The 22402-nt window shown below is 35.9% G+C and carries 19 protein-coding genes and 2 pseudogenes; 13 read left to right on the top strand and 8 right to left on the bottom strand.

Annotated features, from left to right (window positions below):
* The first annotated feature begins 19 nt into the window (after positions 1-19).
* Positions 20-1228, top strand: coding sequence for a DUF2075 domain-containing protein (locus FC89_RS04410; protein ID WP_057871341.1), 1209 nt, complete (start codon positions 20-22; stop codon positions 1226-1228).
* Between the two features lie 14 nt (positions 1229-1242).
* Positions 1243-3510 carry an ATP-binding cassette domain-containing protein gene (locus FC89_RS04405; protein WP_057871340.1) on the top strand — a complete coding sequence of 756 codons (2268 nt, stop codon included), beginning with the start codon at positions 1243-1245 and terminating at the stop codon, positions 3508-3510.
* Positions 3511-3636: 126 nt separating this feature from the next.
* On the opposite strand, the gene FC89_RS04400 is transcribed toward FC89_RS04405, so the two are convergent.
* Positions 3637-4605, bottom strand: coding sequence for an AEC family transporter (locus FC89_RS04400; protein WP_057871339.1), 969 nt, complete (start codon positions 4603-4605; stop codon positions 3637-3639).
* Between the two features lie 27 nt (positions 4606-4632).
* Entirely contained in the window at positions 4633-6258 is a 1626-nt protein-coding gene (locus tag FC89_RS04395; RefSeq protein ID WP_057871338.1) for a malolactic enzyme, read from the bottom strand.
* Positions 6259-6407: 149 nt separating this feature from the next.
* On the opposite strand from FC89_RS04395, the gene FC89_RS04390 reads away from it, so the two are divergent.
* The 8 genes from FC89_RS04390 (at position 6408) to FC89_RS04355 (ending at position 14943) form a co-directional block, all read left to right on the top strand.
* Positions 6408-7295 (top strand): LysR family transcriptional regulator, encoded by an 888-nt coding sequence (locus tag FC89_RS04390; RefSeq protein ID WP_057871337.1) that lies wholly within the window; start codon positions 6408-6410, stop codon positions 7293-7295.
* 466 nt (positions 7296-7761) lie between these two features.
* Positions 7762-8391 carry a histidine phosphatase family protein gene (locus FC89_RS04385; protein WP_057871336.1) on the top strand — a complete coding sequence of 210 codons (630 nt, stop codon included), beginning with the start codon at positions 7762-7764 and terminating at the stop codon, positions 8389-8391.
* A gap of 243 nt (positions 8392-8634) precedes the next feature.
* The gene (locus FC89_RS04380; RefSeq protein WP_057871335.1) at positions 8635-9534 is read left to right on the top strand and encodes an EamA family transporter; all 900 of its coding nucleotides are present in this window, start codon (positions 8635-8637) and stop codon (positions 9532-9534) included.
* Between the two features lie 113 nt (positions 9535-9647).
* Entirely contained in the window at positions 9648-10562 is a 915-nt protein-coding gene (locus FC89_RS04375; RefSeq protein ID WP_057871334.1) for a metal ABC transporter solute-binding protein, read from the top strand.
* A 188-nt stretch (positions 10563-10750) separates the two neighbouring features.
* On the top strand, positions 10751-11857 hold the full coding sequence (locus FC89_RS04370) for an ABC transporter ATP-binding protein (protein ID WP_057871333.1): 1107 nt from the start codon (positions 10751-10753) through the stop codon (positions 11855-11857).
* A gap of 4 nt (positions 11858-11861) precedes the next feature.
* The gene (locus FC89_RS04365; RefSeq protein ID WP_057871540.1) at positions 11862-12776 is read left to right on the top strand and encodes a carbohydrate ABC transporter permease; all 915 of its coding nucleotides are present in this window, start codon (positions 11862-11864) and stop codon (positions 12774-12776) included.
* The gene (locus FC89_RS04360) at positions 12773-13597 is read left to right on the top strand and encodes a carbohydrate ABC transporter permease (RefSeq protein WP_057871332.1); all 825 of its coding nucleotides are present in this window, start codon (positions 12773-12775) and stop codon (positions 13595-13597) included. Before FC89_RS04365 ends, FC89_RS04360 begins: the two co-directional genes overlap by 4 nt.
* Positions 13597-14943: an ABC transporter substrate-binding protein gene (locus tag FC89_RS04355; protein ID WP_057871539.1), complete on the top strand. Its 1347-nt coding sequence runs from the start codon at positions 13597-13599 to the stop codon at positions 14941-14943. Before FC89_RS04360 ends, FC89_RS04355 begins: the two co-directional genes overlap by 1 nt.
* Before the next feature lie 207 nt (positions 14944-15150).
* Here FC89_RS04355 and FC89_RS04350 read toward each other — a convergent pair whose 3' ends face one another.
* Positions 15151-15723, bottom strand: a complete 573-nt coding sequence (locus FC89_RS04350) for a sugar O-acetyltransferase (protein WP_057871331.1) — start codon at positions 15721-15723, stop codon at positions 15151-15153.
* A gap of 371 nt (positions 15724-16094) precedes the next feature.
* On the opposite strand from FC89_RS04350, the gene FC89_RS04345 reads away from it, so the two are divergent.
* Positions 16095-16601 carry a type 1 glutamine amidotransferase domain-containing protein gene (locus FC89_RS04345; RefSeq protein ID WP_057871330.1) on the top strand — a complete coding sequence of 169 codons (507 nt, stop codon included), beginning with the start codon at positions 16095-16097 and terminating at the stop codon, positions 16599-16601.
* 662 nt (positions 16602-17263) lie between these two features.
* Here the strand turns inward: FC89_RS04345 and FC89_RS12825 are convergent.
* The 3 genes and pseudogenes from FC89_RS12825 to FC89_RS13010 all read right to left on the bottom strand — a co-directional run.
* Positions 17264-17392: pseudogene (locus tag FC89_RS12825) on the bottom strand (filamentation induced by cAMP protein fic); the annotation flags it as partial.
* A gap of 35 nt (positions 17393-17427) precedes the next feature.
* Complete coding sequence (locus FC89_RS04340; protein ID WP_057871329.1) at positions 17428-17670, bottom strand: hypothetical protein; 243 nt, start codon at positions 17668-17670, stop codon at positions 17428-17430.
* Positions 17671-17714: 44 nt separating this feature from the next.
* The gene (locus FC89_RS13010) at positions 17715-17915 is read right to left on the bottom strand and encodes a helix-turn-helix domain-containing protein (RefSeq protein WP_420865001.1); all 201 of its coding nucleotides are present in this window, start codon (positions 17913-17915) and stop codon (positions 17715-17717) included.
* Between the two features lie 1306 nt (positions 17916-19221).
* On the opposite strand from FC89_RS13010, the gene FC89_RS04330 reads away from it, so the two are divergent.
* Together FC89_RS04330 and FC89_RS04325 are read left to right on the top strand one after the other, a co-directional pair.
* Complete coding sequence (locus FC89_RS04330) at positions 19222-19758, top strand: hypothetical protein (protein ID WP_057871327.1); 537 nt, start codon at positions 19222-19224, stop codon at positions 19756-19758.
* 215 nt (positions 19759-19973) lie between these two features.
* Complete coding sequence (locus FC89_RS04325) at positions 19974-20480, top strand: hypothetical protein (protein WP_057871326.1); 507 nt, start codon at positions 19974-19976, stop codon at positions 20478-20480.
* A 1144-nt stretch (positions 20481-21624) separates the two neighbouring features.
* Here the strand turns inward: FC89_RS04325 and FC89_RS04315 are convergent.
* Together FC89_RS04315 and FC89_RS12345 are read right to left on the bottom strand one after the other, a co-directional pair.
* Positions 21625-22200: a hypothetical protein gene (locus tag FC89_RS04315; RefSeq protein ID WP_057871324.1), complete on the bottom strand. Its 576-nt coding sequence runs from the start codon at positions 22198-22200 to the stop codon at positions 21625-21627.
* A 63-nt stretch (positions 22201-22263) separates the two neighbouring features.
* Positions 22264-22368 (bottom strand): annotated as a pseudogene (locus FC89_RS12345) (recombinase family protein); the annotation flags it as partial.
* Positions 22369-22402 lie beyond the last annotated feature (34 nt).

Raw genomic sequence — 22402 nt, 5'->3', positions numbered from 1 at the left:
GCATGGTTAGAAATGAGGAATCAATTTGTCATTAGCAGCTTCAACTTTTATTTTACCGGATCAAGCAGAATTGACGATCCAGCAACAGCAGATTAAACGGCAGATTTTAAAATTTGCGCAAGAACACCGGCATGATCAGCAACCAGCAGTTTTTGTACTTACCGGGGATGCCGGTTCAGGTAAAAGTGCCGTTTTAAGTACTGTTTTTAGTTCACTGCAGCAGCAGGCGCAACAGCCGACATCGCCCTTAGCGGGAACTAAAAATTATTTGTTGGTCAATCATAACGAGATGTTGAAAATTTACTGGGAAATAGCTCAGCAACAGCCTTTTTTGTATAAAAAGAATTTTCAAAAACCGACACCGTTTATTAATCATTGTCAAAAGACACAGCAATCAGCAGATATTGTTTTTGTTGATGAAGCGCAATTATTATTGAGTCAAGCAGATCATTTTAATCATTTTCAAGCTGATAATCAACTGGATGAATTATTGAAATGTACTCACGTTTTAGTTTTGGTGCTGGATTTTAAACAAGTTGTCAAGCTGAAAAGTTATTGGTCTGAAAAAATGTTGCAGCAGCATTTAGCCGGTTATCATGTTAAAATTGTTCGCTTGCAACAGCAATTGCGACTCAAATCACCAGCGGTGGCAGACTGGATTGATCAGCTGGTTGCGGGAAAACTATTGCCGCCACCGCGTACTGCTGATTATGAATTAAAAATTTTCACAGATGGGCAGCCCTTATTTGATTGGATTAAGCAAAAAGATCAGCAAGTCGGTTTGTCGCGGATGTTGGCAACAACTGATTTTCCATTTCGGGTCTTCAGTAAAGAACCGTGGTATGTGACTGCTGGAACGCTCAAATTGCCATGGGATCGGTTTAATTATCAAGATCGTCCTTGGGCCAGCCAATCACAGACTTTATACGAAGTCGGCTCAATTTATACAATTCAAGGTTTTGATTTGAACTATGCCGGAGTAATCTTGGGCCCCAGCTTAACGTATGATTTTCAAGCAGATAGCATTGTGATTCATCCAGAAAAATTTGAAGATCAAACAGCTTTGCAAAAACGTCATCAAGCAGATTTAGCAGATCTGACAGCCGCTAGAAGTCAGTTAATTAAAAATGTAGTTAATATCTTATTAAAACGGGGTCGTTATGGTCTGGGGATATATGCGACAGATCCGGCTTTGCGACAACGCTTGCAGGAATTAATGATTAGTTAAAAGAAGGAATTATCGTGGACAAAATCTATCAGCAAGGTTTTATTGAAATAAAAAATGCTGCTGAAAATAATCTTCAGCATGTCGATTTAAAGATTCCTAAGTATCAATTAACGGTTTTTACCGGTTTATCCGGTTCAGGTAAATCATCATTAGTTTTTGATACTTTGGCAGCAACTTCTAGGCGCGAACTAAATGAGACATTTCCTAGTTTTACGCAGCAATATCTTCCTAAATTTGGCCAGCCACAAGTTGACAAGATCGAACATCTTCCAGTGGCGATCGTGGTCGAACAAAAACCAATTGGTAAAAATGCGCGTTCAACGTTGGCAACATATACTGGGATTTATTCGTTGCTGCGCTTGTTGTTTTCACGGATCGGTCAGCCTTGGGTTGGTTATTCAGAGCATTTTTCATTTAATTTGCCGCAAGGAATGTGTCCTAAATGTCAAGGCTTAGGTTACGTTGATCAATTGGATGAAGATAAAATTATAGATTTGAATAAATCGTTAAATGATGGAGCTATTACTTTTGTCAGTTTTCGGCCAGGTACTTGGCGTTGGAAACGTTATGCCAAAACGGGGCTATTTGATCCAGCTAAGAAACTTAAAGATTATTCACCAGCAGAGATGGAATTATTGTTGCATGCACCACAGCAAAAATTGAAAGATCCGCCGGCATGGTGGGGGAAAACTCAGCTGTACGAAGGATTGGTTCCGCGAATTATGCGCTCAATTGTGCATAGTGCTGAAGGAAAACATCACCAAGCAGCAATCAAACAAGTTGTTAGTCGGCAAGTGTGCCCACTTTGCCACGGTGAGCGCTTGCAGGCAAAATCATTGGCTTGTAAAATTAATGGTCTAAATATTGCTGAGGTAGGAGCTTTAGATCTTATTCAAGCGGCCGCGTTCTTGCAAAAAATCAAGGAACCATTGGCAGCCGGCGTCATTCGCGAGTTATTAACCAAGATTCAGGCTTTGATTGAGATCGGGTTAGGTTATTTATCATTGGATCGCAGTACCGATACACTGTCTGGAGGTGAAACACAACGGATCAAGTTGGCAAAGTACCTGACTAGTTCACTGTCTGATTTGGTCTACATATTAGATGAACCAAGTGTCGGTTTGCATCCGCATGATATTCAACTAATAAGAAAAGCTTTACTGCGGTTAAAAGATCAAGGTAACACGGTTATCTTAGTTGACCATAATCCAGCGATTATTTCACTTGCTGATTGGGTAGTTGAGATGGGGCCGCAAGCCGGAATGCAAGGCGGAAAGGTTACCTTTAGCGGCACTTACCAACAATTGCTGCATTCGCAGACGATTACCGGCAAGATGCTGCGCCGACCATTACACTTTAAGACACCGCGCCAGCCTGCTAAATGGTTGGAAGTCCAAAATCTTCGGCAGCATAATCTTAAGCAGCTTAACGTTAAGTTTCCCCAAGGTGTTTTGACAGTTGTCTCAGGTCCAGCCGGTTCGGGTAAGAGCACACTGGTAAATGCCATCAAGCAACAAATTACGGTTCCTTATATTGATCTTGATCAAACTAGTGCCGGAATTAATATTCGTTCAACTCCAGCAACTTATTTAAAAATTATGGATTCAATTCGCAAGTTATTTGCTGAAGCTAATCATGTATCGATGCAATTGTTCAGTTATAATGGTAAAGGAGCTTGCCCGCGCTGCAAAGGTAAAGGTGTGACTATTACCAATATGGCTTTTATGGACCCGGTAGTTCAAACTTGTGAGTTATGCCACGGGCATCGTTATAATCCAGAAGTTTTACGTTATCAGTACCATGGAAAAAATATTCACCAAGTACTGAGTTTGCCGATTACGGCAGCGATTGCTTTTTTTGCTGATCAAGCAGAAATTTGTCAAAAATTGGATTATTTGCTAAAAGTCGGGTTAGGTTATTTGGACTTAAGCCAAGCAATGACTACCTTGTCCGGCGGTGAAATCCAGCGTTTGCGCTTAGCGTTGGAATTAAATCATCAAGGAAAATTTTATTTTTTGGATGAACCAACTACTGGCTTGCATCTAAAAGATACAGAAAAATTAATTGACTTATTCAATCAATTGGTTGATCAAGGCAACACTTTAATATTGATTGAACACAATTTACGTGTAATTAGTCAGGCTGATTATTTAATTGATCTGGGACCGGATGCTGGTAAATATGGTGGTCAGCTATGTTTTGCCGGTTCTCCGCAAGCGTCACTGAAACAGCCTCGTTCACGGACTGGGATGGCTTTAAAACAAGCAATAAAGGAGTTTTAAACGATAAATTATCTAAATAAAAAAGCGAAATCAACCTAAAAATTGATTTCGCTTTTTTGAAATTTTATTTAATACGGTAATTATAATTAGATAACGATTGCCCAATCTCAGCAAATTATGAATATATTAGATAAATTGCAAGATTCCCATTAAGATTGGCACAACTAAGATAAAGAGAACAGTACTGATAGTCACAATATTAGTGGCATATTTAACGTCTCCGTGAGCTTCATTAGCTAAGATCGGCAGCACAGCCAGCATTGGAGTTGCTGATTGGACTACAAGTGTCTGACGCATTAAAGTCGGCAGATTCAAACCAAAACCAGCTCCGAATTTAATCAATAAAATCAAAACAACTGGTGAAAGGACGAAACGACCAAGCAGTGCTAAGACAGTATCACGATCAAGCTTCATATTGGTCAAACCGGCATCAGCCAAGACGATCCCAATATAAATTAATGATAGCGGAGTTACCAATGAACCAACGTAATTTAAGGTTTGACCAGCAAAGTTTGGTACTGGCAAATTAAGCAACATCCAAAAAATGGCTACAATAAAGCCGACTAATGGCATTGGTAAAATCTTTTTCCAATTGATTTCGTGTTTCTTTTGGGCATTTTTATCAACTGTTGGATCATCATTGGAAATCAAGAAAACACCAAAGGCCCAAGTTGAGACAGTATTAATAATATAATAAATCAGAAAATAAGTTGTTGCCTTATCACCAAATAAGGCATTATTTAATGGCATACCGATAAAAATTGTATTGGCATTGACTACGGCGTTCATAAAAATTCCCCGACGACCGGGTTTGATTTTTAAAACTTTAACCGTTAGCCAAGCAATCAAGTAACCGATAATGACTGCTAAAGCCGGAAATAATAAACCAGTTGACAAACTAAGCAGCTTGCCACGCGTTAAATTTTTCATAACGGCCATAAAAATCGAGGCCGGTAAAGCAATTTTAGTGATCAGTGAAGAAATATTTTTTCCAAAATCATCTGAAAACCAGTGCTTTTTACGTAAAATATATCCCAGTGCCATGATTAAGACAATGACAGCAACACTTGAGACTGAAGTTAAAAAGACTTTCATGTTTTTCTCCTTACGTGATAATTTTAATTAGTATTTTGGAACCCATTTTGCTTTGGCAACAGCTGCTTTGGCATCGGTAAGATGTTCTTTACTCAAACCTTGCTCGATAATACTTTGAGCTACTACTTCAGCAATTGTTTGTGAAAATTCTTGAATTTTAGCAACTGGTGGTAAAACAGCTGCTCCCGGCAAAGTCGCATCAACAATGCCGCCTAAGGCATGACTGGCAGCCGATAAGGTTTCACCGTTAATAACTTTACCTGCAGCGGCAATTGCTCCAAAACCAACTCCTGGGTACATCAAAGCGTTATTAGCTTGACCAATTTGATAAACAACGCCATTATATTCAACATCTGCCGCCGGAATTCCAGTTGCGACCAAAGCACGACCAGCCGTCCATTTAATTAGGTCTTCTGCTTTGGCTTCAGCTAACCGGGTAGGATTTGATAAGGGGAAGATTACCGGGCGTTTAGCATGAGCTGCCATTTCTTTGATAATTGCTTCAGTGAAAGCACCTGGCTGAGTCGAGGTCCCAATCATCACAGTTGGCTGGACTGCTTTGACTGCAGCAGCTAAGTCGGTTAGCGTTTCGCTAGCAGCAAATTCGCTGCGTGAACGAGCAAATAATTTTTGTCCAGGTGTTAAATCAGGAGTGTCTTCAAATAACAATCCTTGTTTGTCGACCAGATAAAAGTGTTGCCGAGCTTCGGCTGCACTTAAGCCTTGGCGCATCAATTCGTCCATTAGCTGTTGCGCGATACCGACTCCGGCAGTTCCGGCTCCAAAAGTCAAAAATTTCTGATCTGTAATTTTTTCATGAGAAATATTCAGGGCACCTAAAACACCGGCTAATACCACGATCCCGGTTCCTTGGATATCATCGTTAAAAGTCAAAATTTTGTCTTGGTATTTTTCTAAGATATTAGCAGCATTGGAACGGCCAAAATCTTCGAAATGCAGCAGACTTTCAGGGAATAGTTTTTCAACCGCTGCGACGAATTTATCAATTAATTCATAGTAGCGCTTTCCATAAATGCGCTGATGACGATTTCCAAGATAAAGCGGATCATCCAAGAGTTTTTGATTGTTGGTCCCGGCATCAATTGAAACTGGCAGTACCTGAGCTGGATCGACACCAGCTGCAGCTGTATAAACCATTAATTTGCCAATAGCAATATCAACGCCGTTAACGCCCCAATCGCCCATACCAAGAATTCCCTCAGCATCGGTTACAACAACTAAGCGAATATCACGTCCGCTGGCAGCATTTTTGAGTGAAGCTTCGACGTTATCAGGATCATCGATTGAAATGAAGGCCGCTTCTTGTGACTGCATGAATAATTCGTTGTATTGTTCAATTGATTCAGCAACGACTGGATCATAAACGATCGGCATAAATTCGACAATATGCTGTCCCATCAGATAGTAAAATAAGGTTCGATTAGTGTTAAACAAGTTCATTAAAAAGATTCTTTTTTCTAATGGCTGTTCTTTGCTTTGAAATTGACCATAAGCCTGTTTAGCCTGTTCTTCAATGGTTTGAACAGCTGTCGGCAAGGCACCAATTAAATTTAATTGCTGTCTTTCTGCTAAACTGAAAGCAGTTCCTTTGTTAATGAAGGGGTTTTTTAAAATAGCTTGTGCATTGTTCAATGAAATTCCTCCTTATATCCGTTTCGCTTTAAAATAAATTTAAAGTCTATGGCTGTAGGTATATCACAGAAAAAAATGTATAGTCAAAAATTAGTTTTACTATTAATAAAATTTATATGATAAAATAAAAGATTGTAATGGAGGAGTTTATGAATATTAAAGATCTAAAATATTTTCATCAGCTTGTAAAATATAAAAATTTTTCAAAAGTAGCAGCTGATTTTTCTGTTAGTCAACCGACAATTACGATGGCAATCAAACGAATTGAAAAACAGTTCAACAGCCGGCTCTTTATTCGGGATCAATCGCACCATGAATTACAGGTAACAGCCAGCGGTTATCAACTGGATGAGCATGTGCAGCAGGTTTTGAATGAATTGGCAACGGCGCAAAAAGAATTGAAAAGAATCAACAGCACCAAAGTTTTGTTTGGTTTACCACCGATTATTGGAACGTACTATTTTCCATCGATCACTCCAGCTTTGTTGCGACAGGGGTTGATGAAGCATTTGGAGACCTTTGAAACTGGTTCAAAAGATATGTTGCAGTTATTATTAAAAGGTTCACTGGATTTGGCATTGATCGCCTCATTGCAACCGATCGAACAGCATCAAATTACAGCTCAACTATTTAGAAACTACAATTTTAAAATTATTGTCAGTCCGCAGCATCCATTAGCTCGGCAAAAGGAAGTATCATTTAAAGATTTAGTTGCAGAACATTTTATTGTTTTAGATGAAGGTTTTATTCATAACACGGCTTTTAAACAATTTTGTCAGCAATATGATTTTAAACCGAATATTGTCTATCAAACTAGTGATGTCCATGTCTTAAAGGCGATGGTTAAAGAAAATGTCGGAATAGCTTTTTTGACCGAAATCGCTGTGCCGGCAAATGAAGAATTAGTTTCTTTAGCGTTGACCGATCCGCAACAGCCGCATTTTTTAATTTCTTTGGCTTATCGAAAAAATTATCGTTTAGGGTCAATTCAACAACAACTGATAACTACCTTAGTTGAAGAAGCACAAAATAAGTAGGGATAATTGACCGTGATATTAAATAGGTACTAAACAAATTTTTGTGTATTAAACGAGCATAAAAATATTTAAAAGTGAATCTTATTCATTTTATATTGAAAATGAGTTTATTATATGCTACGTTAATATTGCGGGAAGTTAATCACTTTCCACATTCCTTGGTATCGTCAACTGCATAAAAGGGGGCTTTAATTAGCCCTCTTTTTAGTGAATTTTATTAATACCATTTACAGTACAATATGAAAGATTGAAGCTAATGTAGATAACATTTTTAGTAAGTCGGTTCGGTAAGCCGATTTATTTTTTAGTATTAGTAAAGATATTATTATTCGGAGGAAAATTGAAATCTCACTGAATGTTTGTATCGAATCAATTGGTAGAATTTCATAAAAAATAAAAAAGGTATAGAATAAAAAGACGAATAGCAGAGTTTTATTTGCAAACATTTAAGTGAGAGGTTAAGAAAATGAAATTGTATTTTGTGCGGCATGGATCAACTAAAATTAATCAGGCAGCTTGTTTTAATGGCAGTCGTTCCGACTCACCATTAACAGCTGACGGTAAGCAAGCAGCTGCAGCTTTAGGGGAAGAATTGCAGCAAATTGAATTTGCTCATTGCTACAGTTCACCGCAGCAGCGGGCATTAACAACTGCCAAATTAGTGATGGAACAAAACACCGCAACAGTATCACCACAATTAACAATTATTCCACAATTGCGTGAGATGGATTTAGGACAGTGGGATGGTACTCCCGTTAGCCAGCATCAGCATGAAGCAGTTTTTTTTAATTATTATCATCATCCCGCCCAGTTTGCTGCTGAAAAAATCGGTGCTGAAAGTTATTCAGCTTTAGTCCGGCGGGGACAATTGGCTTTGAAAAAAATTATTTTTGCTAATCAACGCCAGTTGGCAACGGCTAATTTACTGGTAGTAAGCCATGGCTTGTTGTTGACGGCTTTGCTCAAATCACTGCAAAAAGTCCCGTTGGATGATTTCCGTCAAGATGGTTTGATTCCGACTGCTAGTGTGACAATTATGCAAACTTTTGACGGCCGAAATTTTGAAACCTTGAAGTGGGGCGCAGCAGCTGTTTAAAAAAGTCGCGGCTGTTTAGGGATTAGTACAAATTATGAATAGCTGATAATTTTACGATTAGCAATATTCATTTAAAAATTTTATTAATGATTGGTAAAAGGGATGCACAAAGATTTAGTTTTTGTTGCAGCCCTTTTTTGAAAATAAGATTGGTTGGTGTTGAAAAAAATGCTTGAAAATTACTGTGCGGTATTTGCAAATACATAGTTTTAATGAAGAATTTATAATACGAGGGGGAGAAAAATGAAAAGTTATCAAACAAAAGGTCTATTTTATGCGATTAGCAGCGGTGTTTTATGGGGGGCCTCTGGGACCGTTGCTCAATATCTTTTCAGTGCAACTGCAATCAAACCAATTTGGTTGACTGGAATTCGATTGTTTTTTTCGGGTACATTATTATTGCTGTTTTTGAAATTTGGACGGCATCAGGCGATCAAGCAAGTTTGGCAACAGAAATGGAGCCGCTGGCAGTTAATTAGATTTGCCTTTTTGGGAGTGGTACCATCACAATTTGCATATTTTGAAGCAATTCATTATGGAAATGCTGCAACTGCAACAGTTATTCAGTTTTTAGGCCCATTGTTAATTGTAATTTATTTAGCAATCAGTCAGTTAGTTTGGCCGCGACGCAGTGATTTGTTTTGTATCATCATTGCTTTTGCAGGAGTTTTTTTACTGGTAACACGAGGGAACTTAACTAATCTTTCACTTGGAGCCGCTGGTCTTATTTGGGGATTGGCAGCTGCCATCGGTCAAGCAGCGTATACTTTATTACCCCGACGTTTATTAAAGGAATTTGATACCAGTTTAATTGTGGGGTGGGCAATGCTAATTGGCAGTCTGCCTTTTGCACCATTACTATTGCAAACACGGATAACTTTGAGTACCACCGTTTTAACCGCCGTAGTCTATGTAGTGATCGGCGGAACGATGTTTGCCTACTTATTTTATCTTCACAGTTTACATTTTTTACAACCAGCAATTACCGGGATGTTGAGTTCCTTTGAGCCCTTAACAGCAACTATTCTGGCAGTAGCTTTTTTAGGAGTTGAATTAAATTCAGCTGAGATCAGCGGAATCGTTTTAGTGTTGGCAACTGCTTTTGTGCAGGCTTTTGTACAACCAAAAGAATTGCTGAAATAAAGTAGTTATTTTCTTAAAAATAATTAAAACGTAACGATTACTCTTTACAAACTGATTAAGTTTGTTATACTGAAAACAGTAATAATTACTATTAGTTATGAAGGAGAGATCAAATGTTCAAAAAAAAGTGGAGTTTATTGTTATCAATCTTGGCTTTAATGTTTGTTGCTGGGGGGCTGGCTGCTTGTTCCAATAGTAGTCAAAAAAATAATAGCAATAAAAAAATTAAAGTTGTTGCTTCAGTTGATTTTTATGGTGAAGCAGCTAAAGCAGTTTTAGGCAATAAGGGAACAGTCACATCAGTGATTAATGAACCAAGTATCGATCCGCACGATTATCAGCCAACTAGTAAAGTAGCTAAAGAAGTCAGTGCTGCGAACGTAATTTTATATAACGGTATTGGATATGATAGCTGGATGACAAAATTAGCTAAAAACAATAGTTCAGCAACAGTTATTAGAGTTGGTGAAGATGTGCTACATAAAAAAACTGGCGATAACCCGCATTTGTGGTATCGTACACAAACAATGCCAGCTGTTGCTAATCGCTTGGCGGCCAAATTTAGTAAATTGCAGCCGAAAAACAGTGCTTATTTCAAAAAGAATGCGAAAAAGTTCAATAAAAGTTTAGCACCGCTTTCAGCTAAGGTTCAGCAATTGAGCAAGAATAGTGACAATAAATTAGTTGATGTTAGTGAACCGGTGTTTGATTATTCCTTGCAGGAATTAGGTTATAAGGAAAACAACACAGGTTTTGCTAAATCAGTTGAAGATGGAACTGATCCAGCACCTAAAGATGTCAAGGGAATGCAGAACGATATTAAACAGCATAAAATTGCCTTCTTTGTTCAAAATACGCAAGCAACCGATAAAACAGTCGGTAATTTGGTCGAATTAGCTAAACAACACAATGTTCCAGTGTTGCAAGTAACGGAAACTATGCCCAAAGGTAAGAATTACAAACAATGGATGATGGGACAGTATCAGCAACTGGAAAAGATTCAGCAGCAGGAAACAACTAAAAAATAAATAATAATTGAATTTTTAAACAGGTTGGCTTATTGGAGGCTAACCTGTTATTTTTTTGCATAAATTTTGACTCGTCAGCAGTTTGTAAACAAATCGGTACTAAAACGTTACATAAAGCTTACTGAATCAAAGCTGGTTCATTACATTCTTTTTCTATACTTAGGTTGTTTAAAAAAAGGAGTGGTTAAATGTCCATTGAGTTGCAAAAAATTGCTAAAAGTTATGCAGATAATTTGGTTTTGCAGGATATTTCAGTTCAAATTCAAACAGGAGAATTTTTCGCAATCGTTGGTCCTTCAGGTTGCGGCAAAAGTACCTTGTTGAGAATGATCGCCGGGTTGATCCCGATTTCAGCAGGGATTTTAAAGATTGACAATCAAGTCGTTAATCAATTGCCGCCACAGCAACGAAAATTAACAATGGTTTTTCAAAATTATGCCCTTTTTCCCTTTTTAAATGTTCATGACAATGTTGGTTTTGGATTAAAAGCGCGGAAATTAGCGCCGGTTAAAGTTGAAAAAAGAGTTAAAGAAGCGCTGGAATTAGTTAACTTAAGTGAATTTGCAGCGCGGAAACCCCGCGAACTTTCTGGTGGGCAGCGGCAACGAGTTGCTTTAGCTCGGGCAATTGCCAGTGATGCCAAAATCTGTTTAATGGATGAACCGTTGTCTAATTTGGACGCTCAGCTGCGCGGAAAAATGCGTTCGGAAATTCGTGAATTACAGCAGCGGTTAGGTTTGACATTAATTTATGTTACACATGATCAGATTGAGGCAATGACGATGGCTGATCGGATCATGGTTTTAAATGACCAGCAGATTCAACAAGTCGGCACTCCGACTGAAATTTATCAACGACCGCAAAATGCTTTCGTAGCAGGTTTCTTTGGCACACCACGAATTAACTTGCTACCGGTTCAACATGCAGTGGCTAAGCAATTAGTTGTTGATGAGTCGTTGACGGTTAATTTAAACCAGCCGCTGCCAGCTGGCAAATATTATTTAGGGATTCGGCCTAATGACTTGCGAGCTGACTTTGCAAGTGAAAAGACTAACGCTGCTTTGCGTAATCTTGAATATTTGGGTACACAGTCAGTAATTCATGCTGAGTTGGATAATGGACAGCTGGTTCGCGTTACGGTGGACGGTAAGTTGACTGCTGGGATTAATCAACGGTTGCTGGTTACGGCAGAACAAAATTTTATTGTTTTTAATGAACAGCAGCAAGCAGTCTTGTTTGCTGAAAGGGGGAAGCAGATTGGAACAACAAGTAACCAACAACTCCAAGAAGCTTAAGCAACTGCCACAAAATTTAAGCAGTTTAAAGACAGTCAGTTATGATGTAAATGCTCGTGATAAATTACATGCAATCTGGTTTTTAGGACCATCATTACTTGTTTTAGCAGTTTTTGTATTTTATCCAATGCTGCGGACATTATATTTAAGTTTGTTTCTGACAAATAATTTGGGTAAACCAACTGTGTTTGTCGGTTTGCAGAATTATTGGAGTCTTTTGACATCAAGCTCTTATTTGGCCAGTTTGCAAGCGACTTTTGTTTACGTAATTGCTGTTTCAATCTTAACTTTGATTTTTGGTCTGCTATTAGCACAGGCCGCTTCTTTTAAAGTTAAGGGTAGCAACTTTTTCCGAACGGTTTTTTCTGGAACAATGGGTGTTTCAGTTTCAGTGGCTGCTATTTTTTGGTTGTTTATGTTTAATCCCTCAATTGGTCTGCTGGATCAGATTGCCAGTGTTTTACATTTGCCAGTCATTAATTGGCTGACGCAACCTGGGTGGGCGATGACCGCAATCGTGATCAGTACAGTTTGGATGAATCTCGGCTTTACTTTTTTGATTTTCTTTGGTGCGTTGCAGACAGTTCCGGTTAATTTATATGAAGCAGCACAAATTGAAGGTGTCAGCAAGAGTTATCAATTTTTCCACATTACTTTACCAATGATCTCACCGACAGTCTTTTTTGTTTCAATTATTACTTTGATTGAATCTTTTAAGAGTTTCGGTTTAATTGATTTAATGACAGCCGGTGGCCCAAACAATGCAACCAATTTGTTGGTATATCGAATTTATCAAGATGCCTTTTTAAATGGAAATTATGGTTTAGCCAGTACGGAATCGGTAATTCTAGCAATTATTATTGCAATTTTTACCTTCCTCCAATTTAAAATTTTAGAAAAGCGGGTGACATACCAATGATTGAAGCACATTCGAAACGTCAAAAAATCTTGGAATATACTGTTTTGCTGATTTTGACGATTTTTATTCTAATTCCTTTTATCTTAGGGTTTTGGACCAGCTTTTTACCAACAGCTGATATTTCCAAGGGAGCTTTATGGAGCAGCCATCTGTCGTTGGATAATTACGTTGCGGCAATCACGCAAACTCCGATTATCCGTTACTTATTTAATAGCTTGGTTGTTTCAATTTTGACTATGCTGGCGCAACTGTTATTTTGCTCAATGAGTGCCTATGCATTTGTTTTTTTGAAATTTAAAGGACGGGATGGATTATTTTACTTAGTATTAGCGACAATGATGTTGCCATTTGAAGCAGAAGTTATTCCTAACTTTGCGACTGTCCGCAGTTTGAATTTGTTAAATCACTATGCAGTTATGGTTGTGCCGTTCTTAACGTCTGCTTTTGGCATTTTCATGCTGCGCCAGGCTTTCTTGCAAATTCCAACTGAAGTTAAAGAAGCAGCCGATGTTGAAGGACTTTCCCACTGGCAATTTTATGCGCGAGTAGTTTTGCCTTATAGTCGAATTAGCTTGCTGACCTTGGCTGCTTACAGTTTTTTAGCCAGCTGGAATCAGTATCTATGGCCAATGCTGACAACGTTTAGTGATAACTTTCGTCCAGTTCAAGATGGGTTGCGCCAGTTGCAGTCTCAAGAAACCTTCAATAACTGGGGGATGATTCAAGCCAGTGCGGCAATTGTTGTTATTCCGACATTACTGGTTTTATTTATCGGTCAGCATTATTTCAAATCCGGTTTGAATGAAGGGGCAGTCAAATGATGAAAATGCGACAAGCTTTATTAAAAACTATTGGCACGGCTGCTGCCATATTGACAATCGGAGGAGTTTGGGCAACACAAGTTAGGGCACAGGCAACTAAGCGGACAAAAGTTGTTTTTTGGAATGAAATGACTGGACCAGCTCAGCAAAAATTAAATGAATTTGTTAAGGAATTCAATCAGTCACAAACTAAATATCAAGTAGTTTCACAATTTGAAGGTAATTATAATGAAGCTGTTCAAAAAATTTTGAATACGCATGGGACGGATGCTTCACCTGCTGTTTTCCAATCAATGGATATCTCAACTAGTCAAATTTATCACAGTGGTTATACGACCCCAGTTCAGAAGTTTGTTGATCAAGATCACTATGATATTGACAAGATTTCACCAGTGGCACGGGCATTTTATTCAGAAAAAGGTAAATTATTATCAATGCCATTTAATACTTCACAGCCGGTATTATATTATAATGCGACATTGCTGAAAAAATATCATATTACACCACCACCGACAGATCCCAGTTATAGTGATATTACCCGCGTAGCAACGCAACTGTATCAGCGTTCACATCAAAAAGTTAAGGGATTAAGCGTTGAGATCTATGGTTGGTTATTTGAACAGTTTATGGCAAATTCTGGGGAATCAATGGCTAATCAAGCTGATGGTCATAATGGAACGCCAACCAAAGTTAATTTTGATACCCCAGGAGCAATTAAGGCGATGAAATGGGTTCAAGAAAATCTTAAATCTGGTGCTTTAATGAATTTTGGTTCAGGTTCTAGCGCTTCAGCTAATGAAATGGCAGCCTTTTTGTCTGGTAAATTAGGGATATTTTTGCAGTCATCGGCTGATATCAGTCAATTGACAGCTGGAACTAAAGATAAGTTAGGAATTACCTACTATCCGCATCCAGATGGTCAAAAAGCCAATGGTGTGGCAATTGGTGGAGCATCTATTTGGATTTCTAATGACAAGCCGGCAACGGTTCAACGTGGATCATGGGAATTTATCAAGTTCTTAATGAAACCTGAAAATCAAGCTCAATGGCAAGCGGCAACCGGTTATTTGGCACTGAATAAAGATTCACAGCAGGAAAAAGTGTTACAGGAGCTTTATCAAAAAGTTCCGGCAGCCAAAGTACCAAGTGAGCAGTTAAGTAAAACGAAACCGGACGAAACTAATTCTGGTGTCTTTTTGCAAGGCTTGATCCAAGAAAGAACTTTAACACAAACAGCGATGGATCAAATTTATAACGGTTCAAATATCAAAAATTCATTGCAGCAAGCAGAAGATGCGATGAATACTTATATTAAGTCTAATAATCAAGCTAATGGCGTAAAATAAATTTTAGTGCATCATAATTAAAAAAGCATTTTTTTGACGTTCAGTCGGAAAAATGCTTTTTTATAAGGTGTAGCTGTTTAGTTATTGGGTAAATTCCTACGAAATAGGTTAAGATATTCATCGTTGTACAAGGTGTAATTTTAGAAAAGGGATAGATTGCCAAGCTCAAGTGGTTAACTGAATTTCAATCAGCCCCAGAAATAAAAATTATTTTTTTAGCTGGTTGGGATTCTTACGCAGGACTCGGGCTGGATTTCCAGCAATGATTAGATTGTCACCAAAAGATTTAGTAACAGTTGAATTAGCTCCTACGATGACATTGTTTCCTAATGTAACTCCTGGGAGAATTACCGATCCGCCGCCGACCCAGATATCGTCACCAAGTGTGACTGGTTTTCCAAGTCCAATAAATGCTTCTCGTGCAGCTGGATCTAACGGATGATAAGCAGCATAAATCTGAACATGCGGGGCCAGCATACAGTTATTGCCGATTGTAACAGGAGCAATGTCTAAAATGATATTATCGTAATTGCACAAAAAATTATCACCGACGTGAATGTTGTAACCAAAATCGCAGTGAAAATATGGTTGGACATAAGGATTTTTTCCAACTGAGCCGAATAATTGACGGATTAACTGTTCTTTTTCTGTGTTAGCGGTATCATCTAATTCGTTAAGCAGTTTGCATAAACGACGAGCTTTGGTTTCATCTGCGGCTAATTCGGGATCCATAACATTATATGGTTCACCAGCTAAAAATTTTTCTTTTTCTGTTGCCATTGTATTCCACCCTTACTCTAATATATTATTATAAAAGTATTATATCATATTATTTAGTGTCTATTATGATGCAAAAAAGTGCCATTTAATAATATCGATATTTGCTAAATATAAAGTTGATATTGAATGATTTTACGGAAAAACAGTGTTAAATACATCAAGACATAAGCAAAGATGAAAATGTAAAAATTTTAAAAGATGAATTTAATTTACTAAGTTCGGCAGATAGTGCGTAATTAATTACGCAAATATTAAATTTATGGTGAATTGACAAGAAACTCAACAATGATAGCTTGAACAAATGATTTGTTCAACTAGTTAGTGAATGCTACCATTAAATTGTAGTTGAATTTGAAGGAGGTAGCTTTTTTATGAGTAAAGTAGCAGTAATCGTTACAGATTTAGTTGAAGATGTTGAATACACTTCACCGGTAGAAGCTTTGCAACAAGCTGGACAACAGGTGGTTACTATTAGCTTTGATGGGAAAAATGAGCTTACCGGCAAACATGGAACTAAAATTAAGGTAAACCAAGGTATTAGTGAGGTCAAACCGGAAGACTTTGATGCTTTATTGATACCTGGGGGCTTTTCTCCTGATCAATTGCGGGCTGATGAAAAATTTGTTGATTTTGTAAAAGCATTTTTGTTAGCTGATAAACCAACCTTTGCGATTTGTCATGGACCACAATTATTTATTCAAACAGGCTTAGTAAAGGATCGAGTAATGACAGCTTTCAAGACAGTTAAACCTGATCTTTATTACGCAGGAGCACGGGTTAAAGATCAGCCGGTAGTTATTGACGATCAATTAATCACTAGTCGCACACCGGATGATTTGCCTGACTTCAATAAGGCAATTGTCGCAGCACTTGAATAATTGTTTGAATGAGTTAAATTGTATTTTGAACTTTGGTTGATTCGTTAAATGAACCATAAATTTTATTTGTGGGGATTATGTGAATTTAAAAAGTGGTAATGAATGATTTTTTGCTTTTATGATTTAAATATCAAAAAATTCGTGATGGTCATTGCTTTATTTTAGGCAGATCTTAGTCAATCTGCGACACTTATGGACTCTAATTTAAATATTAGGGTCTATTTTTATTGATTAACAATTTTTAATTCATGATATACTAATTTAAGTAGAGAAGTTAAGGCGGTGGCTAAGCCCTTAAGGTGGTGATGCCAATGATTAAATATCATCTGCATTATTCCTTAGAAAGGAATTAGTGTGTCAGTATTTGAAGCTCTGGTGTTGGCGATTAGTTTTGCTACATTAGTTGTTGAAATATTGAAATTTAGTCAAAAAAAATAACCGCCCATAACTTTGACCAGTTAGCGGTTATTAATTAACTCAGCTAGTCACCGTCTTAAACGGCTCTGCTTGGGGACAGGGACAATGTATGATCAGTGCATTGCCCTTTTTCTATAATTTCATTATAGCATCAATTATTTATTTGGGATATAAATATAGCATTTTGTAATGCTTTTTGTGTATCTAATGATTGAGTTAAGACAAGAATTTTAAATTTCAATTAAAAGGGTTGTATTGACTCCTTCAAAACGAGTATTAGTATGCACTAACTTCGTGAAGTTTGATCGCGCAAATCTTCTATTCTCATCAGAGGTAAATGGGCATCTGTCTGCATGCACATGTGTTTCAGCCATCTAGTCACTTTTTTGATAATTTTATCTAATTAAATCTATTTGTTATTTCCGATAAAAATTTGAATTAAGTTCTGCTTGAACTTGAATTTTAAAGCAGAATTGCTGTTACGGAAAGTTAATTCATGGTGATTAATTGGTTCAATGTTTGAATCTACGATCTCAGCGAAGCATTGATCAGAAATGATGTCATGGTAAACATAAGCTTTAATAAAGTAGGTTCGATTCTCGGAATAAAATGTTTGAGTTGAATCAGTTAAGTGCAGTTTTATATTTTTCATGCGATCATCCTTTAATTTAGAGCTGGGAGACATAACGAAGTGCCTTACCTAATGACCGGTTGCAGATTCTGCGGAACACCTAATAGTTCTTCTGAAGTTACTTTTAAGGACTTTGCAAATTGATTTAAACGATTTAGTGGAAATTCTCGGGCCTTACTGAAATATTTAGAGATAGCTGATTTTGCCATTTCTGTTCGCCGAGCAAGTTTACTAATTGAGATACCTTGTTCGTGGGTTAATTTGATAATCAGCTAAATTACTTCAGTATTGGTACGCATCTAATCACCACCTATGCAATGATTTGATTTCATTATAGCATTGTTTTTTTTAGAGAACAGTTGCTGTACTCTAATGTCGTTCTTAATAAAGAACAATACAGTAAAAATCTCTAGGTAGTGAACTACATGAACAAAAAAACTGGTTGTTACGCGTTGTATCGTGGTGATGAGTTTGTTGATAAATTGGCAAATAAATATCATATATCAGTTAAAGCACTGTGTTTTAACGAGTATTAGTGATGCACTTGGTAATAGTTCATATTATGATTTGATGATGATTATGACAAGTTACAAACCAATACTTATAATCTTTTGATTGATGATAAATCATTCAGGGAGGGATATAGTATTGCACTTAAGGCATTCAAGAAATCTAAAATGCAGATTTCTGATTATACAAACGATGATGCTAAGGATTCATCAATGGCTTATCAAAAATTGATAGAAAAAAGTATATAATAGTTTAAAGGCTTACATATCTATGCAACTTGCATGTAAAAAGTAAAGTGTGGGATACTAAATCCTGTACTTTAATTTTTAGTGTGTGAATTTGTTTCATTAGGAAGCATGTGAGTAACTGTGGGATATAAGTTGAGGTGAGATTGATGTCTAAAGCTAGGTTAAAAAAATTATTTATTTGTTCGTGTTCTTATTTATTTTTATACTTTTTTAGCAAACAAGGTGCTGTTGCAAACACCTAAAACGCTAATTGCGGTTGCAACTTTTATATTTTTGTTTATGTGGTTAGTTTATCTTGATAGTTACTCAAACAAGCTATCAAAATGGGTTTTTAAATTAATGTGCTTAATGATTTTGCTTAGTTTGTGGACTGTGCTTATATATACACATGAAAATTGGTATTCCACGCACGAAGTTTACGCTATTCAAATGTTTAATTCAAAAAGCTTTAAGATTAAAATACATGGTAGTGATTATGTGCTTACTACTCAAAATAATAGTTTGGGTTTTTCCAGAACATATTTTTTCAACTTATACGGAAAACGTGGAATTTTCTATGAACGTGTTAATAAAAAACATTATTTAGTATATACACGGAATATGCACCCTGGTAAAAATTCTGTCTGGATTTTTAAAAACACGGTCTTAAAGAACGTCCATAATTTACAAGTGGACTCTAAAACAGCTTTTTATTATCAACCAATAAATTGATCTTTAGCAACTCATAATTAATTGTAATGTTCAAAACGCATTTTTTAAGTGTGGGTTTAAATTTATCTTGCAGTCTTTTTTTGAGGGAAGAGGGGGGTTAATTTTGGAATCTGTCCAACTAGTGCTTATAGTCATCATGCTTTTTTTTATAGTAATGGTTATATTACAATGCTTTAAAGGTGGTAAAATAACTAAGAAAATTCGTGACTTTAGAACAAAATCAAAAGTAGAATTAACACAGAGCCAAATAAAAAAGCAGAATATTTATATTAAGAAACATATGGGTAGCATCTACTCACTTGGAGTGAATATAGCAACTTTTAGCATAGTTATTTTACTAGTGATGTCGGGATATGTTTTTCGAGCATTTATAGTTGAAAAAGTATATGGGGGTCCACTATTTCTTATATTAGGTACGCTATTACTATTAGCAGTCATTTACGCATATTTCACACAAAAAATAATGATTGAAAGTCAAAAAATTAAGAAACAGTATCTTAATGAGAATCCAGAAAATTCTTTGAAATTATTTATTTATCCAGATGAATTAATTATGCGATATAAGGATATGAGTAAACGCACAAGTTGTTTAATGATAATCATAAGTATTTTATCGTTTAGTATAGGTATATTAAATTAGTGAGTTGCACATAGTACACTAGTTTATAAATTTATTTTGGAAATAATAATTTATTTGAAGTTATTACATTTGATGCAAGGTTTAATGGTATAAGCGATTATCTGTTTTTTGGTTGAATTTTTAATGTAGTAAGAATTATTATTAACTACACTGACAACTTTTGACTGTAGGAGTAATATTATCCTATAGTCTTTTTTTAAGAGGTGTTATAAATTTTGGTAGTAATTAAACTTATTTTGGAATGTTTAACAATTGCTTTAATAGTAATAGGTACATTCCGATTTAAATCAGCTGGAGATTTATCCAAACAAATGCGAGAATTTCGTCAAAGAAAGAATATTGAATTAACACAAGAAAATTTGAAGCAGCAAAAAGCTTATATAAAGTTACACTCGAATAATATCTACTGGCTTGGATTGAATATTACAGTTTTTGCACTGATAATCTTGTTGATAGTATCAGGGTATGCGCTACATGATGTTTTAGTTGAAAAAGACAGTGGAGATGCAATATTTCTTTTGGAAGGAGTAATGTCATTAATTGCGACCGCCTTTGTATTCCTAAATCAGAAAATATTTTCAGATGGACAATTGATTAGAAAAAATTATATTGCTAGACATCCTGAAAATGACTTAAAGTTGTTTGTTTATCCAAATGAACTCGCTATACAGTATCAAAAGAAAAATAAAAAGGCGCATTCTTATTTTTTGTTGCTGGTGTGATAGCAATTGTTTCGTACATAATCTAGCTAGAAAAATTGGTAATGTAATTTCGAGCTAGTTTTCTTATTGATGTATTTTTAGGTATTATTCCAACTTTTTTGTTTGATCACTAGTCTAGTATAATAATAAGATTTAGCTCTTTGTATATACGGTTGTGTCCGCGGTGTTTCAATAATTTAAGTATTTTGTATTGACTGAAGTATCTTGCTCATTTCGATGAGTCCAAGATGCTCCAGCCTTTTGTTTGTCAGAGTATACCTTAGCGACAGTGTTAGACTGTAGGGTTAAAATTACCTTACAGCCTTTTTTGAAAGAAAATTTTAATGTTTATTCAGTTGTTAATTGAAATAACAGCAATTATTTTTACGGTTATCGGTGTAATACAGTTAATTAAGCTCGGTAAGGTAAATAAAAAAATTAGTACTTTTCGTACAAAAGAAACCGCTAAATTAACTGAGAATAAAATAAAAAGCAACAAGTATATTTTAAAATTCAGATGGAGGGTTCTTTTATTAGATCAGCTTTCAACATTACAAAATTTTGTCTGTTGATGTTACTAGTCTTTTTAGGATACAACTTACGTGGCTTTTTTGAGGAATCTGGGAAGTAAGCAGCTCTTTGGGGAGGAATCTTGTTGCTATTATCTGTTTTGTACGTTTTCTTTGTGCAAAAATCAATAGAAAAGGGACAAATAATCAGAAAACAATATATTGCTGAACACCCAGACAATCCACTGAAAATTTTTGCACATCCCAGTGAATTATAGCCACGGATTTAAAATTGCAAGTGTTAAGAAGTGCTGATATTACGGATGCATTAACCGAGTTATTCTCTGAGATTAAAATGGTAAGTTCTGCCTTGTACCGGTAGTCAAAGATGGCAATGTCGGCATAGAATTGCATATTAAATCAACCCTCAATCACACTCTTGATAATGGCAACGAGATTGAGTTAGAATATGAAATCATTATTGATGAAATATTCCATAAAATTGTGACTGTCCCAGAAGGGGTACCCAGCTCTACAGTAAATGATTATAATGAACTTACAGATGAGACCGTACAATTCGCAAAAGCTACTTTAAAGTGTTTTGAGAAATTGAATATAGTTACAACATAAAGCTCAAGTTAGCAGTAAAAAATAGTTTAGACCCATATCAAACAAATCAGGGAAACATTTAGAAATTCAAAAGCATATAAAATAGTAAAGACTTTTCTTTGAATTAGAGGGGAAATCGAGTAGTCAAATTTCTGAATTAACAAAAAAACATCATTATTTATTTGATAACTACTGTTTACAAAGCTTCTTTCTAAACTAAAAAAATCTTTATGTTTTGTTAAATAAAAGATATATATAGTCAAGCAAATCATACAACTAAAAAAGAAAATAAGTAGCACATCTATTAATAGACCGTGAACAGGAAACGTTAAAAGCAAAATGATTGCTGGAATCATGTTCACAACAATTATTGGTAATAATAGTTTCATTGGATTATACAATTTTTTTGCTGATTTATATAATTTTAATGAAACTGTTGTAGATTCCTTTGTAGCAGAAATATCATTATTCGTTTTGTATGTATTTAAAAAATGGTTAAAAATAGCTATTTTATTTTTTAAGGCCTTTTGCGTGTTAATAAGCTTAAATAAAAATATAAAAAAAATGATAGTACAAATAATGGAAATGGTTAATAACAATAGGTTTAATTGATTAATATTCAATAAAAACATCTCCTATTTTATTTATTCAGTATATCAAATAAATCGAACTTATAGAAATAACTTTTACTCCTCTACATGATACTTTTCAATTCGACATAAAGTAACCGGTGCAATCCCCAACATTCTGGCAATCTGTCTCTTCGTGAGATCAGCTTTGCCGATTTTTTTGGTCTAATAGCTTACACCACAAATGTACATTTAT

This window comes from Liquorilactobacillus ghanensis DSM 18630, assembly GCF_001435235.1.
GTDB lineage: Bacteria > Bacillota > Bacilli > Lactobacillales > Lactobacillaceae > Liquorilactobacillus > Liquorilactobacillus ghanensis.
This window is presented reverse-complemented; position numbering and strand designations above follow the sequence as displayed.

Excerpts from the sequence above, each read along its gene's own strand:
- FC89_RS04350 (WP_057871331.1), bottom strand. The coding sequence starts at position 15,723 with ATGGCAACAGAAAAAGAAAAATTTTTAGCTGGTGAACCATATAATGTT.
- FC89_RS04385 (WP_057871336.1), top strand. The coding sequence starts at position 7,762 with ATGAAATTGTATTTTGTGCGGCATGGATCAACTAAAATTAATCAGGCA.
- FC89_RS04360 (WP_057871332.1), top strand. The coding sequence starts at position 12,773 with ATGATTGAAGCACATTCGAAACGTCAAAAAATCTTGGAATATACTGTT.
- FC89_RS04390 (WP_057871337.1), top strand. The coding sequence starts at position 6,408 with ATGAATATTAAAGATCTAAAATATTTTCATCAGCTTGTAAAATATAAA.
- FC89_RS04340 (WP_057871329.1), bottom strand. The coding sequence starts at position 17,670 with ATGAAAAATATAAAACTGCACTTAACTGATTCAACTCAAACATTTTAT.
- FC89_RS04345 (WP_057871330.1), top strand. The coding sequence starts at position 16,095 with ATGAGTAAAGTAGCAGTAATCGTTACAGATTTAGTTGAAGATGTTGAA.
- FC89_RS04355 (WP_057871539.1), top strand. The coding sequence starts at position 13,597 with ATGAAAATGCGACAAGCTTTATTAAAAACTATTGGCACGGCTGCTGCC.
- FC89_RS04400 (WP_057871339.1), bottom strand. The coding sequence starts at position 4,605 with ATGAAAGTCTTTTTAACTTCAGTCTCAAGTGTTGCTGTCATTGTCTTA.
- FC89_RS04375 (WP_057871334.1), top strand. The coding sequence starts at position 9,648 with ATGTTCAAAAAAAAGTGGAGTTTATTGTTATCAATCTTGGCTTTAATG.
- FC89_RS04380 (WP_057871335.1), top strand. The coding sequence starts at position 8,635 with ATGAAAAGTTATCAAACAAAAGGTCTATTTTATGCGATTAGCAGCGGT.
- FC89_RS04370 (WP_057871333.1), top strand. The coding sequence starts at position 10,751 with ATGTCCATTGAGTTGCAAAAAATTGCTAAAAGTTATGCAGATAATTTG.